The 13,876-nt window shown below is 64.7% G+C and carries 14 protein-coding genes; 11 read left to right on the top strand and 3 right to left on the bottom strand.

Annotated elements, in window-relative coordinates:
- Nucleotides 1–123: 123 nt before the first annotated feature.
- The 9 genes from flgB (at nt 124) to HZF03_RS19615 (ending at nt 8,646) form a co-directional block, all read left to right on the top strand.
- Complete coding sequence (gene flgB / locus HZF03_RS19655) at nt 124–531, top strand: flagellar basal body rod protein FlgB (protein WP_012497251.1); 408 nt, start codon at nt 124–126, stop codon at nt 529–531.
- A gap of 21 nt (nt 532–552) precedes the next feature.
- Nucleotides 553–978: a flagellar basal body rod protein FlgC gene (flgC, locus tag HZF03_RS19650; RefSeq protein ID WP_011159423.1), complete on the top strand. Its 426-nt coding sequence runs from the start codon at nt 553–555 to the stop codon at nt 976–978.
- Nucleotides 979–1,013: 35 nt separating this feature from the next.
- Complete coding sequence (fliE, locus tag HZF03_RS19645) at nt 1,014–1,319, top strand: flagellar hook-basal body complex protein FliE (RefSeq protein ID WP_011159422.1); 306 nt, start codon at nt 1,014–1,016, stop codon at nt 1,317–1,319.
- Between the two features lie 157 nt (nt 1,320–1,476).
- Nucleotides 1,477–1,740 carry a flagellar biosynthesis protein FliQ gene (gene fliQ, locus HZF03_RS19640; RefSeq protein ID WP_011159421.1) on the top strand — a complete coding sequence of 88 codons (264 nt, stop codon included), beginning with the start codon at nt 1,477–1,479 and terminating at the stop codon, nt 1,738–1,740.
- 106 nt (nt 1,741–1,846) lie between these two features.
- Entirely contained in the window at nt 1,847–2,614 is a 768-nt protein-coding gene (gene fliR, locus HZF03_RS19635) for a flagellar biosynthetic protein FliR (RefSeq protein WP_011159420.1), read from the top strand.
- A gap of 26 nt (nt 2,615–2,640) precedes the next feature.
- A complete protein-coding gene (flhB, locus tag HZF03_RS19630) occupies nt 2,641–3,714 on the top strand; it encodes a flagellar biosynthesis protein FlhB (RefSeq protein WP_119019028.1) in 1,074 nt (357 codons plus the stop codon).
- Between the two features lie 187 nt (nt 3,715–3,901).
- On the top strand, nt 3,902–6,466 hold the full coding sequence (gene cckA, locus HZF03_RS19625) for a cell cycle histidine kinase CckA (protein WP_420853861.1): 2,565 nt from the start codon (nt 3,902–3,904) through the stop codon (nt 6,464–6,466).
- A gap of 335 nt (nt 6,467–6,801) precedes the next feature.
- The gene (locus tag HZF03_RS19620) at nt 6,802–7,815 is read left to right on the top strand and encodes a Tim44 domain-containing protein (RefSeq protein WP_012497249.1); all 1,014 of its coding nucleotides are present in this window, start codon (nt 6,802–6,804) and stop codon (nt 7,813–7,815) included.
- A gap of 120 nt (nt 7,816–7,935) precedes the next feature.
- On the top strand, nt 7,936–8,646 hold the full coding sequence (locus tag HZF03_RS19615; protein WP_119019026.1) for a glutathione S-transferase: 711 nt from the start codon (nt 7,936–7,938) through the stop codon (nt 8,644–8,646).
- A 157-nt stretch (nt 8,647–8,803) separates the two neighbouring features.
- On the opposite strand, the gene HZF03_RS19610 is transcribed toward HZF03_RS19615, so the two are convergent.
- From HZF03_RS19610 to HZF03_RS19600, 3 genes are all read right to left on the bottom strand, one after another.
- Entirely contained in the window at nt 8,804–9,163 is a 360-nt protein-coding gene (locus tag HZF03_RS19610; RefSeq protein ID WP_119019025.1) for a GFA family protein, read from the bottom strand.
- Between the two features lie 143 nt (nt 9,164–9,306).
- Nucleotides 9,307–9,477: a hypothetical protein gene (locus tag HZF03_RS19605; protein WP_012497246.1), complete on the bottom strand. Its 171-nt coding sequence runs from the start codon at nt 9,475–9,477 to the stop codon at nt 9,307–9,309.
- Nucleotides 9,478–9,694: 217 nt separating this feature from the next.
- Entirely contained in the window at nt 9,695–10,159 is a 465-nt protein-coding gene (locus tag HZF03_RS19600; protein ID WP_119019024.1) for a hypothetical protein, read from the bottom strand.
- 426 nt (nt 10,160–10,585) lie between these two features.
- Between HZF03_RS19600 and HZF03_RS19595 the strand changes: the two genes are divergently transcribed.
- Nucleotides 10,586–12,082 (top strand): hypothetical protein, encoded by a 1,497-nt coding sequence (locus HZF03_RS19595; protein WP_179906196.1) that lies wholly within the window; start codon nt 10,586–10,588, stop codon nt 12,080–12,082.
- 89 nt (nt 12,083–12,171) lie between these two features.
- Nucleotides 12,172–13,827 (top strand): fumarate hydratase, encoded by a 1,656-nt coding sequence (locus HZF03_RS19590; RefSeq protein ID WP_119019023.1) that lies wholly within the window; start codon nt 12,172–12,174, stop codon nt 13,825–13,827.
- Nucleotides 13,828–13,876: the final 49 nt, after the last annotated feature.

Raw genomic sequence — 13,876 nt, 5'->3', positions numbered from 1 at the left:
GCCGCAGTTACCACTGCGTCCGGCATGCAGCTCGAACCTCTTAACCAGTCGTTAACCATAGGGGCGGCAAATTCTGCCTACCCGGCGGAATCGCGTGGCGGCAAGACCGGGGCGGAGGCGGCTATGCCGATCAACGATCTCCCCGAGCTGAACGCGTTGCGCACCAAGATGCAGTGGCATCAGGAGCGCCAGAAGGTGCTTGCCGAAAATATCTCCAATTCCGACACGCCGAACTTCCGGCCGCGGGATCTGGTGGAGCCGAAATTCACCCCGGAAGGCCAGGCCGCCGGCGGTCCGGGCGGATCGCTGCCGCTGATGCGCACCAGCGCGTCGCATCTAACCCCGCCGGGCGGTTCGCCGAGCTTCTCCACCAACAACAACGGCGGCTTCCAGACCCGTCCGGCCGGCAACGCCGTGAACCTCGAGGACGAGATGCTGAAGGTCTCGTCCAACCAGATGGACTACGCCGCCGTGACCTCGCTCTACAGCCGCAGTCTCGGCCTGCTCAAGACCGCAATCGGCAAGCGCTGAGAAGCGCCGGGAGGCTAGACCATGGCAGACGACGGCAACGACTTCGCCCGCTCGATGGGCATCGCCACTTCCGGCCTGCGCGCGCAGGCGGGCCGGATGCGGGTGATTTCGGAAAACGTCGCCAACGCCGACTCCACGGCGCAGAACCCCGGCGGCGATCCGTATCGCCGCAAAGTGCCGACCTTCACGTCGGCGCTGGACCGCACGCTCGATGCCCGCGTCGTGGCGCTCGGCCGGGTCAAGCCGGACACCTCGGCGTTCCGCGTCAAATATGAGCCGACCAATCCGGCTGCCGACGCCAACGGCAACGTCAAGTACCCCAACGTCAATCCGGTGATCGAAATGACCGACATGCGCGACGCGCAGCGGTCCTACGAGGCCAACCTCAACGTCATCAGCGCCACCCGCCGGATGATCCAGCGCACGCTCGACATTCTCAAAGCCTGATCCGCTTCATCAGCATCGCACCAGGACACTGACCCATGGCCTCCCCGATTTCAGCAGCGAATGCCTATGCGAGCCTTGCCCGTCTGGCCAAGCCGGCCGGCGCCGACAAGGGGGGCGAAGACGCTCCGTCATTCGGCAATCTAGTCAAGCAGGCGATGGGCAGCGTGCTCGACGCCGGTCGCAAGTCCGACGCGCAGTCGATGGCGATGGCCTCGGGCAAATCCAACGTGATGGATGTGGTGACCGCGGTCGCCGAAACCGACGTCGCGGTGTCGACGCTGGTGTCGGTGCGCGACCGGGTGATCCAGTCCTACGAAGAAATCATGCGGATGCCGATCTGACGGCGGCTTGCCGATTGAAAGCGCATCTTCATTGCGAGCGAAGCGAAGCACCCCAGCGCCCTCTGCATAGAGATCCTGGATTGCTTCGTCGCTTCGCTCGCAATGACGGACGGTACTCCGGACCACTGCAGCAAATGCTCGATACAAGGATTTTCTCATGACCGGCCCCGAAACTCTCGACGTCGCCCGTGACGCGATCTGGACCATCGTCGTGGTATCGGCGCCGCTGATGGTGGTTGGCCTGGTGGTCGGCGTCGCGGTGTCGCTGGTCCAGGCGCTGACCCAGATCCAGGAACAGACGCTGGTGTTCGTGCCGAAAATCCTGGCGATGTTCGTCACGCTGGTGCTGGCGCTGCCCTTCATGGCCGACGCGCTGCACTCGCAGATGATGCGGATCTCATCGCGAATCATCGGCGGTTGACGCATGATCGGAGCCCGCGCCGCTTCGCTGGTCGCATCCGCCGTAGCCGCATCGCGCGGCCGGGGCGCACGACCGGCTGACGCGCGCTCCGAATCAGACGGCTGCGATGCGCATCGACCTGACCTTCCTGCCGGCGCTCGCCGCCACCTTCATGCTGGTGTTCGCACGCATCGGCGCGATGGTGATGCTGATGCCGACGTTCGGCGAGAGCAACATCCCGACGCGGGTGAAGCTGTCGATCGCGCTATTGCTGACGCTGATCATGCTGCCGCTGCATCGCTCGGCCTATCAGATCGATATGTCGTCGCTGACGCCGCTATTGGTGCTGATGCTGCAGGAGATTGCGGTTGGCATCGTGCTCGGCGCCACCGCAAGGGTGACGCTGTCGGCGCTGCAGGTCGCGGGCGCGGTGATCGCCCAGCAGCTCGGGCTCGGCTTCGTCTCGGCGGTCGATCCGACGCAGGGCCAGCAGGGCGTGGTGGTCGGCAACTTTCTGACGATGCTCGGCGTCACGCTGCTGTTCGCCACCGACATGCACTATCTGGTGATCCAGGCGCTGAGCGACAGCTACAAGGTGTTCGCGCCGGGCGAACTGCTGCACACCGGCGACGTTGCGGCGCTGGCCACCAAGGCGTTTGCGGCTGCGTTCAAGCTCGGCCTGCAATTATCGGCACCGTTCCTGGTGTTCGGCCTGGTGTTCAACATTGGGCTCGGCGTGCTGGCGCGGCTGATGCCGCAGATGCAGGTGTATTTCGTCGGCGTGCCGCTTTCGATCGTGATCGGCTTCATCGTGCTTGCGGTGGTGCTGACCACGATGATGGGCGCCTTCCTCGGCTATTTCGGCGGCGTGATGCACGATCTGATGCCACGCTGACGCCCGGCGTCGTTCGGAGCTGAACGATGTCCGAGGACAGTGACGAGAAAACAGAAGAGCCGACACAAAAACGTCTCGACGATGCATTGAAGCGCGGCGACGTCGTCAAGAGCCAGGAGGTCAATACCTGGTTCCTGATCGCTGGCGCGACGCTGGTGCTGTCCTCGTTTCACGAGTCGATCGGCACCGGCATTCTCGCACCGATGCGCAATCTGATCGAAAAGTCCTGGATGCTGCGCGTCGATGGCGACGGGCTGATCGCGCTCGCCAAGAGCCTGTCCTACGCGACGCTGGCGGCGATCGGCATTCCGCTGTTGATGCTGGTGATCGTGGCGATCGCCAGCAATATGATCCAGCACCGGCTGGTGTTTTCCGCCGAGGCTTTGACGCCTAAATTCAGCAAGCTGTCGCCGCTCGAAGGCGCCAAGCGGCTGTTCGGCAAGCAGGCGATGGCCAACTTCCTCAAGGGCCTGTTCAAGATTGTGGCGCTCGGCATCGTGATGGTGGCGGTGCTGTATCCCGAGCACGACCGGCTCGACGCGCTGCTGAAGATGGACGTCTCCGCGCTGCTCGGCGTCACCGTGGCGTTGACGCTGAAGCTGCTCGGCGCGGTGGTGGCGATGCTCGCCTTCGTGGCGGTCGGCGATTACTTCTTCCAGTATCGGCAGTGGCACGAGAAGCAGAAGATGTCGCTGCAGGAGATCAAGGAAGAGTTCAAGCAGTCGGAAGGTGATCCGCACATCAAGGGCCGGTTGCGGCAGCTCCGCTACCAGCGGATGAAGAAGCGGATGATGGCCGAAGTGCCGAACGCGTCGGTGGTTATCACCAACCCGACCCACTTCTCGGTGGCGCTGAAATACGAGCGCGGCATGTCGGCGCCGATCTGCGTCGCCAAGGGCGTCGACGCGGTGGCGTTCAAGATCCGCGAAGTCGCCAAGGAACACGACGTGCCGATCGTCGAGAACGTGCCGCTGGCGCGCGCGTTGTACGCCACGGTGGAGATCGACGATGAGATCCCGGTCGAACACTACCAGGCGGTCGCCGAGGTGATCGGTTACGTCATGAACCTGAAGCGGGCGTGGTCCGGCCGCAGTAATTGAGCGGGGCGATGCATCCGCAGCGAGGAGCGGGGCGGGCGGCGCGCCGCCCTAGCGCGGAAGGCCGAAGCGGATTGTCCTTGAAGGCCTGCGAAAGGGCCGGAGGATGGTCTTGCGTTTCCGGCCGCGATTCAGGCAGTTGGAGCCGCGCCGCCGCGTGCCCGGCGGGCAAGGGACCGGTTCGGTGACCATGACCATCAACGATCAACAAGCTTCGCCCGAGCCGCGTCCGGCGTCGCCGGAGCCGGCCCGCCGCGGCGGCAGTATTGCGCTGGTGCTGCTGCTGGCCGGCGCCATCGTGGCGGCGGCCGTCGCATTCATGACGCTCGGCCGAGCCGGCGCCCAGCCTTACATTCTCGGCTTGCTGGCGCTGCTGGCGATGGTCGGTCTGTTCATGCTGTTCGCGTTCGCGGCCGGTATCATCGGCTTCGCCGACCGTGCCGCCGAAGATCCGATCCTGCGGGCGATTCCCGAAAACGCTTTCGACGGCATCGCGGTGACCGACGCCGGCGGCCACGTCGTCTATGCCAACTCGACCTATCTGGCGCTGACCGGCGCCGCGACAATGCAGGATGTCCGGCCGGTCGAGCGGGTGTTCATCGGCAATCCCGACGTCTCCGAGGCGGTGTTCCGGCTGCTCAAGGCGGCGCGCGAGGGACGGCGGTTGCAGGAGGAAGTGCGGGTCGCCGGCGCCGACGGCACCCAGGGCCGCTGGATGCGGCTGCGGGTTCGCCCGCTGGGCACCAGCAAGCGCGAGGCGCGGCAGACGGTGTGGTCGATCGCCGACATCACCCGCGACCGTGAGCGCCAGGAGGACGTGTTCCAGACCCTGCAGCATGCGATCGAATATCTCGATCATGCACCTTGCGGGTTCTTCTCGGTCAATCCGGCCGGCAACCTCGTCTACGTCAACGCCACGCTGGCCAACTGGCTCGACCACGACCTCGCCGAGATCGGCTCCGGCGGCCTGAAGCTGTCTGACGTCGTGTCCGGCGACGGCGCCGCGCTGCTGACCTCGATCGTGCCCGAGCCGGGCGAGGTAAAGACCGAAGTCTTCGACATCGACCTGAAAAAGCGCGGCGGCCAGACCGTGCCGGTGCGGCTGTATCACAAGCTCGCCTTCGGCGTCGACGGCACCCCCGGCCCGTCGCGCACGCTGGTGATCAGCCGCGCCCGCGACGACCGGCTCGATCCGCAGCGCGCCGCCGAAATCCGCTTCATGCGGTTCTTCGACCAGACCCCGATGGCGATCGCCACCGTCGACAAAACGGGGGCGGTGGTGCGGGCCAATGCGCGGCTTGCCAAGCTGGCGCAGAGCCTCGATCCGGCCGGCGCGGTGGCGTCGAAGTCGATCCTCGCCGCGGCTTCGGCGCGCGATCGCGCGGTGCTGGCGGGTGCGATCGAGCAGGCCGCCAAGGGGCAGGCCGACATCGCCCCGGTCGAGGTGATGCTCGCCAGCGCCAAGGAGCGCTGGGGCCAGTTCTTCGTGACCGCTGTCAGCGACGAGACCGACAACGAAGCGGCGATCGTTCACATGCTCGAAACGACCGAGCGCCGCGCGTTGGAGAACCAGGTCAACCAGGCGCAGAAAATGGACACCATCGGCCAGCTCGCCGGTGGCATCGCGCACGACTTCAACAACGTGCTGTCGGCCATCATGATGGCCAACGATTTCCTGCTGAACGCGCACAAGCCGACCGATCCGTCGTTCCAGGACATCATGCAGATCAAGCAGAACGCCACCCGCGCCGCGACGCTGGTGCGGCAGCTGCTGGCGTTCTCGCGCAAACAAACACTGCGCCCGCAGGTGCTCGATCTCGGCGAGGCGCTGACCGATATCGATCGCCTCTTGAAGCGGCTGATCGGCGAGAAGATCTCGCTGGAGATGCAGCACGGCCGCGATCTGTGGCGGACCAAGGCCGACGTCTCGCAATTCGAGCAGGTGATCGTCAATCTCGCCGTCAATGCTCGCGATGCGATGCCTGACGGCGGCAAGCTGACGATCCGCACCGCCAACGTCACCGCCTCCGAGGCCGCGCAGCTCGGCCACAACGGCATGCCGGCGGCGGACTATGTCTGCGTCGAAGTTTCGGACACCGGCACCGGTATCCCGCCGGAGATCGTCGACAAGATCTTCGAGCCGTTCTTCTCGACCAAGGAAGTCGGCAAGGGCACCGGGCTTGGGCTGTCGACAGTGTACGGCATCATCAAGCAGACCGGCGGCTTCGTGTACGTCGATTCCGAAATCGGCAAGGGCACGACTTTCCGCATCTACCTGCCGCGCCACGACGCGGCGACCGAACCACAGCCCGAAGCGCCTGCAGTCAGCGCCGCCGCGCCCGAGCCGGCGCCGACGGCTCCCAAGCCGCGCGCCGACATGACCGGGCAGGGCACCATCCTGCTGGTCGAAGACGAAGAAGGCCTGCGGTCGCTCAACGCCCGCGGCCTGCGCTCGCGCGGCTATCAGGTGATCGAAGCCTCCAACGGCGTTGAGGCGCTGGAGGAGTTCGACGCCGTGAGCGGCGAGGTCGATCTTGTGGTGTCGGACGTGGTGATGCCGGAGATGGACGGCCCGTCGCTGCTGAAAGCGATGCGCGGCCGTAATCCGGACCTGAAGATCATCTTCGTCTCCGGCTATGCCGAGGACGCCTTCGAAAAGAGCCTGCCGGAAAACGAACAGTTCGCCTTCCTGGCCAAACCGTTCGCGCTCAGCGCGCTGGTCGCGAAGGTGAAGGAGACGATGGGCGCAAGTTGAGGGGGCGGCAGGACGCGAGCCACTGCCAGCTCGCTTCTTTCGTTCTTCTCAACGATGTCATGGCCGGATTTCGTCTTGCCCGTGACGTCTTTCTCGCTGATCGACCGCAACACGCGGTGCCCGGCGTAAGGCCGCGCAGGACGAGGGCTTACGGCGATGCCAGATCGCAGCTGCGGATCAGTTGCAGCGCTGCGGCGGTTCCTTAACGCTTCGTCAGGTTCACTGTACTCCCCGCGACCGAGGGCCGCAGGTGTGCGACGACGCGCCCGCTTCCTTTTTGGAGGCCGGTGCCCATTTCTACGGAGCTTCCCCCTGCCGGGGATTGAGGGAGTCAGATGAATTTCTTTCACCGCACCCGCGGCTTTGTGACCGCTCTTGCTGTGGCGATGTCGCTCGCGATGCCGCTGTCGTTGGCGCTGACGTCGGCGGCCGACGCGCGCATCGGCGGCGGCTCGAGCTCCGGTTCGCGCGGCTCGCGCACCTTCTCGGCGCCGCCGAGCACCAGCACCGCTCCGGGTGCCGCTCAGCCGTTCAACCGCACCTATAGCCAGCCGGGCAGCCCCGGCATGAGCGGTCCGGCCGCTGGCGCCGCAGCCAACAAGGGCGGCTTCTTCAACCGCCCGGGCATGGGCATGCTCGGTGGTCTTGCAGCCGGCTTCCTCGGCGCCGGCCTGCTCGGCATGCTGTTCGGCGGCGGCTTCCTGTCGGGTCTCGGCAGCTTCGCCTCGATCATCGGCTTGGTGCTGCAGGTCGCGCTGGTCGTGATCCTGGCGCGTCTGGCCTGGGGCTGGTGGCAGCGTCGCAATAACCCGCAGCCGGCTTATGCGGCGGGGCAGGCGCCCGGTCAGGGTCCGCAGCCGATGAACCAGGGCCCCCAGAGCCCGGGTCCGCAGGCGGCCTATCGCACCGGCTTCGGTTTCGGTGGCGGTGCCAGCAACGACCGGCCGCTGGAGATCAAGCCGGAGGACTATGAAGCGTTCGAGCGGCTGCTGGGTGACATCCAGGCTGCCTGGTCGAACGAAGACATCGATCGCCTGCGCCAGCTCGCCACTCCGGAGATGGCATCGTATTTCGCCAAGGATCTCGAGGAGAACAAGGCCGCCAACGACATCAACAAGGTGTCGGACGTGAAGCTGCTGCAGGGCGATCTCGCCGAAGCCTGGCGTGAGGGCGAAAGCGACTACGCCACCGTGGCGATGCGGTTCTCGCTGGTCGACAAGACCCTGGAGCGCGGCACCAATCGTCTGGTCGCCGGCAGCGAAACGCCGATCGAGGTCACGGAGATCTGGACCTTCACCCGGCGCCCCGGCGCGAGCTGGGAACTGGCCGCGATCCAGCAGACCAACTGACGCTCTTTCCCGAGCGATCCAGCATCGAAGCGCCGCGGACCTTCCGCGGCGCTTTTTTGTTAGGCTCTGCGTTGACGGCGCGTGGGCAGAGCCGCGGCGATCAGCACAGGGGCCGAACCGATGTCCTACGAACTGTACTACTGGCCGACCATTCAGGGCCGCGGCGAATTCGTGCGGCTGGCGCTGGAAGAGGCCGGCGCCGACTATGTCGATGCCGCGCGCCGCAACAAGGCCGGCATGTCGACGATGATGAAGCTGATGCAGGCGGAACAAGGCACGCCGCCGTTCGCGCCGCCGTTTCTCAAATCCGGCAAGCTGATCATCGGCCAGACCGCCAACATCCTGCTGTATGTCGGCAGTCGCCATCGCCTTGCGCCCGCCAGCGAAGCCGGCCGGCTGTGGGTGCATCAGCTGCAGCTCACGATCGCGGACCTGGTGCAGGAGGTGCACGACACTCACCATCCGATCGGCACCATGCTGTACTACGAAGACCAGCGGAAGCCGGCGAAAAAGCGCACCGACGAGTTCTGGGACAATCGTGCGCCGAAATTCCTCGGCTATTTCGAACGGCTGATCGCCGGCGGTGGCGGCGCTTATCTGACCGGGCGCAAGCCGACCTATGCGGACCTGTCGCTGTTTCAGATCGTCGAGGGCCTGCGCTACGCGTTTCCGAAGCACATGAAAAAATTCGAGCGCGACATTCCCAAGCTGGTCGCGCTGCACGACCGCGTCGCCGAACGCCCGAACATCGCCGCCTATCTGGCCAGCGACCGCCGCATCCCGCTCAACCAAGAAGGCATCTTCCGGCACTACAAGGAGCTGGATAAGTAACAGCTTGTCCGGTGGCGCTCGACCTCTCTCCGGGGTCATTCCTGGGCGCGAGCGAAAGCTCGCGAACCCGGAATCTGATCCGAGCATACCACTTCGAGATTCCGGTTCGCGGGTTTCACGCGCTCCCCGGAATGACGCTGGTGGACTTGCGCGTAGCCTACCGATGCCGCCCGTCGATCGGCGTCATTTTAAGCTGCGACAGCTCGATGCCGTCGATGCAGGCCACGTTCAGCGCCACCACTTCGGTGCCGTCGGGCTTGGCGCCACGGGCGAACACCTCGACGCCGCATTCGCCGCAGAGCTGGTGGCTGATGGCGCGCTTGTTGAACAAATATTCCTTCAGGCTCTCCTGCCCGGCGCGGAGCTGAAAGCTCTTCGGCGGCAGGAAGGTGAAGTGCAGCCCCTTCTTGGTGCAGATCGAGCAGTTACACGCCGTCACCATCGTCAGGTCGGTGGTGCATTCGAACCGCACCAGGCCGCAATGGCAGCCGCCGGTCAGGACTTTGACGTCGCTCATCAGGGGCACTCCGCTGGTCGTGCCGGCGGAGTCTAGCAGACCGCGCCTTGCGCGCGATAGCGGCGCACGTTGCGCAGCACAAACGCCAAAGCCCCGCGCAAGGCGGGGCCAGTCGTCGTTCGGAAGGTGCTATGCCGTCGCGCTTACGCGATCTGGTCGACGCGAGCGCCCTGTCCGGGCGGCAGCGCCGCTTTCGGCGGCTGGATGCTGGTGGTGTCCTTGTCGTCTTTCGGCGGCGGAGGTGGTGGCGGCGGGCTCGCCTGCGTCGTCGGTTTGGCCGCCGGTGTCGACGACACGTTCGAAATGCTGCTCATCAGTCTTTCCTCGTGTTGGCCAACGTCCCCCGATCAGATGGTGCGGTGGTGGCGGCTTGCCATCGGTCGCGCCCGGGTAGGCATCGGATCACGGGCGATGATCGCGCCGTCCGGTGAACTTTGCGCGCACCCCTGCGCCGGCATTTGCTTCAAATGCCGGGCTTTGGACTGGGGGATGGGACGAGGGGAAGGCGCGCCGCCAGCGGCGGCCGCGCAGCTACTCGCTGCTGTCGCGGGTGATCGAGATCGACGCGTCGGTCTTGGTCCGGGTGCAGCGCATGTCGAGCCGACGGAAGCGGGTCTTGATGTCGTTGCCGCGCAGGATACCGACCCGGCCGAAGCAGCGCTTGACGCCGCGCAGCGTGTCCGGCTTCGGGATCGTGAACACGATCGCCGCGGCGCTGGCGATCAGGTCCTGAAATTCCGGCGACGGTTTTCGCGCCGACGCCTGGCCGTAGATCTCGTTCTTCACCGTGCGGCTCGGACACCCCAGCCGCAGCGCCTTCGCGGCCGGATGCGACAGGTAGATCATATTAGCCGCGGTCTTACCGATGCCGATCCCATCGATCTGCGCCTTGAGCTGCTTGGCAAGATCATCGCAGCGATCCGCACGGGCGGGGGAGGCGGCGAACGTGACGGCGATAGCAGCGGTGGCAATGAGATAGGGCAGGCGGCTCAGCATCAGTCTTCTCCTCAGTCCCCGATCGTACTGAAGCTTGCGCCGAAGCCAGATGCAAGAGGACCAGGTTCGCGGTCACTCATCAGCGTGGATATTGCCGAGGGACAATCAGGAGATCCAGAGTCTCCCTGGATCGCGTACTTGTCTGGAGATCAGCCCGCGGGATGCTCAGTCCGCTGCAAGGTTCGGCAGATTTCTTCGAGCGCGCCGCTCCCAACCAGAACTCGTCGCTAGCCGCGCGCGCACTGGTCACCCCTGTGCGGGAGGCGGAAGAACAGGCGGTATCCTGACTAGGGTGGTGACGCACAAGGCCTCCGCATGGAGCTTATCTTTGCGTTTTCCATACGGACTCGACGCGAATTTCCCAGCTTCCGGTCGGAGGGAATCTGCTGCAGTATTGCGACTCTGGGTTGTATTTTAGGGGGCCCGATGTTGGATATTCCAAGTTATTTAAGTCGCGGTGAGCGCGCTCGGCTTTTTCCGGTTCTAGCCGATACTTCAAAGGAAGGTCGGACGGCCTCGATCCTGTTGGCGTGTCTCGCCAACGTGGACGAGTTCGGTCGCTCGATGATGAATACGGTGGGCCAACGAGCTGGCCCCCGAACCAAGATCGAGACGTTCACCGAAGTCTGCTTCTCGTCTCAGACCGACAGAATGAGGCCGGACGGCCTGATCGTGCTCACCACGGGCAATCGCCAGTGGCGCGCGCTGGTGGAGGCCAAGGTCGGGAATTCCGAACTGGAAGTCGGGCAGGTCGAGAGTTACTTGGCGCTTGCACGCGAGAACGACATCGACGCGCTGATTACGATCTCCAACCAGTTCGCTGCTGTTCCGGCGGTTCACCCCCTGCAGGTTTCACCCTCAGCGCGGCGCAAAATCGAGCTGTTTCACTGGTCGTGGATGCACGTGCTTACCGAGGCAAGCCTTCTCCTCGCCAACGATGAAATCCTGGATCGGGATCAGAGATTCGTCCTCAACGAAATGGTTCGTTTTCTGACCCACACGAGCGCGGGTGTGAAGGGCTTCGATCAGATGCCCGCGTGCTGGACCGATTTAGTGGCTTCTGTCCAAGCCGGGGCAATGCCGTCCTCGAACTCTGCTGCGACGCGCGAGATCGTCGGGGCATGGCACCAAGTCGTGCGCGACCTATCGCTGACGATGAGCCGGCAACTCGGCGTAGAAGTGTCGCCGCGAATCCCGAGGGAACATCTTCGCGATCTCGATGCGCGGGCTAAGGCTGACAGCTGTTACCTATGCGAGCAGCATGCGCTGTCCGCCACGTTGATCGTGCCGGACGCAGCATCTCCTTTGGAGGTGACGGCGGATATCAAGACCAGATCGCTCGCGGTCTCGATGCATCTGAGGGCGCCCGACGACAAGAAGGGGACAAAGGCGAGGCTGAACTGGCTGCTGCGCCAGTTTCCGCTCACGACGAACGAGAATTGGCATATCCGCCTATATTGGCCGGGACGAACCAGCAGCACTCAGCGACCGCTTGCATCGCTGCGAGAAAATATAGATCAAGCGGTCGATGAGAGGGCGGGGCAGGTGGTGACCTCGTTCGACGTGATCATGGTACGTGATATCGGCGCCCGGTTCGCACAGCGCAAGAATTTCATTGCCGAACTGGAGGCGATCGTTCCGCTCGCTTACGATCAAGCCGGGCAGCATCTACGGGCCTGGCAGCGGACTGCGCCGCGTCTTCCGGAGGCCAAGGCTGAGCCTGCGAGCGTGAATACGGAAGCGATGCGCGATGCGGCAGAGCAGGAGCTGACCGGACCACAAGAGCGGCCGTTGGTAGCCCAGCCCATCGTGCTGAAATCGGAGCCGGATGTGGAAGTCGCGGAAAGTGGCCTTCCGGTTGAGCCGCCGCTGGAAGATACTCCTGTTCCGGTTGCCGACCACGTGGCCCGGCAGGTCCCATGACGCTCCCCTCCCTCCCGTTTTGAACCCTTCAAAACTCCGCCGAAACCGCCTAGACAGGGCCGCGAATTTCCCCATTCGAGGCCCTGTCCATGAACGCTCCCACCCCAATTCCGTCTGCTGCCACCCCGGTTCCGCCCTATAAGCACACCCCGCTGTTTCCGCTGGGCAAGGACGACACCGTCTATCGCAAGATCACGTCGGACGGTGTTCGGGTGGAGAAGGTGCTCGGGCGCGACATGCTGGTGGTGGAGCGCGAGGCGCTGCGGGCGCTGTCGGAGGCGGCGTTCGGCGAGATCAACCATTATCTGCGGCCCGGCCACCTCAAGCAGCTCCGCAAGATCCTGGACGATCCGGAGGCGAGCCCGAACGACAAGTTCGTCGCGCTCGACTTCCTGAAGAACGCCAATATCGCCGCCGGCGGCGTGCTGCCGATGTGCCAGGACACCGGCACCGCGATCATCATGGGCAAGAAGGGGGCGAACGTCATCACCGACGGCGATGATGAAGCGGCGCTGTCGGAAGGCGCGCGCGACGCTTACTTGCGCCGCAACCTGCGCTACTCGCAGGTCGCGCCGCTGTCGATGTTCGAAGAGAAGAACACCGCCAACAACATGCCGGCGCAGTGCGAGATCTACGCCGAGGGCGATGATGCCTATAAGTTCATGTTCATGGCCAAGGGCGGCGGCTCGGCCAACAAGAGCTTCCTGTTCCAGGCGACGCCGTCGCTGCTGACGCGCGACCGGCTGCTGGCGTTCCTGAAAGAGAAGATCATGACGCTCGGCACCGCGGCGTGCCCGCCCTATCACCTGGCGATCGTGATCGGCGGCACCTCGGTCGAGACCACGATGAAGACGGTGAAGCTCGCCTCCGCGCGCTATCTCGATGCGCTGCCGACGCACGGCTCCGAACTCGGCAACGCGTTCCGCGACGTCGAGATGGAGCAGGAAATCCACAAGATGACGCAGAGCCTCGGCGTCGGTGCGCAGTTCGGCGGCAAGTATTTCTGCCACGATGTCCGCGTCATCCGGCTGCCGCGCCACGGCGCCTCCCTGCCGATCGGGCTCGGGGTATCGTGCTCGGCCGACCGGCAGATGCTCGGCAAGATTACCAAGGACGGCGTGTATCTCGAGGAGCTCGAGCACAACCCGGCGCAGTATTTGCCGGAAGTCGAGCAGGCGCTCGGCGGCGAGGTGGTGAAGATCGACCTCAACCAGCCGATGAAGGACATCCTCGCGACGCTGAGCAAGCATCCGATCAAGACCCGGCTGTCGCTGACCGGCACCATGATCGTGGCGCGCGACGCCGCGCATGCCAAGCTGCGCGACCGGCTGGAGAAGGGCGAGCCGCTGCCGGATTACTTCAAGAACCATCCGGTGTACTACGCCGGCCCGGCCAAGACCCCGGACGGCTACGCCTCCGGCGCGTTCGGCCCGACCACCGCAGGCCGGATGGACTCGTTCGTCGATCAGTTCCAGGCGGCCGGCGGCTCGATGGTGATGGTCGCCAAGGGCAACCGCGCGCCGGCGGTGCGCGAGGCGTGCAAGAAGTATGGCGGCTTCTATCTCGGCTCGATCGGCGGCGCCGCGGCGAACCTCGCCGAGCACTGCATCAAGAAGGTCGAGGTGCTGGAATATCCCGAGCTCGGTATGGAAGCGATCTGGAAGATCGACGTCGTCGACTTCCCGGCCTTCATCATCGTCGATGACAAGGGCAACGACTTCTTCAAGGAACTGAACCTGGGCTGAAGCGAAGCTTCAGTCGCGAAAGACCTCACCGTCATTCCGGGGCGCTCAC

It is taken from the genome of Rhodopseudomonas palustris (assembly GCF_013415845.1).
Classification (GTDB): domain Bacteria; phylum Pseudomonadota; class Alphaproteobacteria; order Rhizobiales; family Xanthobacteraceae; genus Rhodopseudomonas; species Rhodopseudomonas palustris_F.
The sequence above is the reverse complement of the archived record's forward strand: the minus strand, read 5'-3'. Positions and strand labels throughout refer to the sequence as shown.

Excerpts from the sequence above, each read along its gene's own strand:
- flgB (WP_012497251.1), top strand. The coding sequence starts at position 124 with ATGCCGATCAACGATCTCCCCGAGCTGAACGCGTTGCGCACCAAGATG.
- flgC (WP_011159423.1), top strand. The coding sequence starts at position 553 with ATGGCAGACGACGGCAACGACTTCGCCCGCTCGATGGGCATCGCCACT.
- fliE (WP_011159422.1), top strand. The coding sequence starts at position 1,014 with ATGGCCTCCCCGATTTCAGCAGCGAATGCCTATGCGAGCCTTGCCCGT.
- fliQ (WP_011159421.1), top strand. The coding sequence starts at position 1,477 with ATGACCGGCCCCGAAACTCTCGACGTCGCCCGTGACGCGATCTGGACC.
- fliR (WP_011159420.1), top strand. The coding sequence starts at position 1,847 with ATGCGCATCGACCTGACCTTCCTGCCGGCGCTCGCCGCCACCTTCATG.
- flhB (WP_119019028.1), top strand. The coding sequence starts at position 2,641 with ATGTCCGAGGACAGTGACGAGAAAACAGAAGAGCCGACACAAAAACGT.
- cckA (WP_420853861.1), top strand. The coding sequence starts at position 3,902 with ATGACCATCAACGATCAACAAGCTTCGCCCGAGCCGCGTCCGGCGTCG.
- HZF03_RS19620 (WP_012497249.1), top strand. The coding sequence starts at position 6,802 with ATGAATTTCTTTCACCGCACCCGCGGCTTTGTGACCGCTCTTGCTGTG.
- HZF03_RS19615 (WP_119019026.1), top strand. The coding sequence starts at position 7,936 with ATGTCCTACGAACTGTACTACTGGCCGACCATTCAGGGCCGCGGCGAA.
- HZF03_RS19610 (WP_119019025.1), bottom strand. The coding sequence starts at position 9,163 with ATGAGCGACGTCAAAGTCCTGACCGGCGGCTGCCATTGCGGCCTGGTG.
- HZF03_RS19605 (WP_012497246.1), bottom strand. The coding sequence starts at position 9,477 with ATGAGCAGCATTTCGAACGTGTCGTCGACACCGGCGGCCAAACCGACG.
- HZF03_RS19600 (WP_119019024.1), bottom strand. The coding sequence starts at position 10,159 with ATGCTGAGCCGCCTGCCCTATCTCATTGCCACCGCTGCTATCGCCGTC.
- HZF03_RS19595 (WP_179906196.1), top strand. The coding sequence starts at position 10,586 with ATGTTGGATATTCCAAGTTATTTAAGTCGCGGTGAGCGCGCTCGGCTT.
- HZF03_RS19590 (WP_119019023.1), top strand. The coding sequence starts at position 12,172 with ATGAACGCTCCCACCCCAATTCCGTCTGCTGCCACCCCGGTTCCGCCC.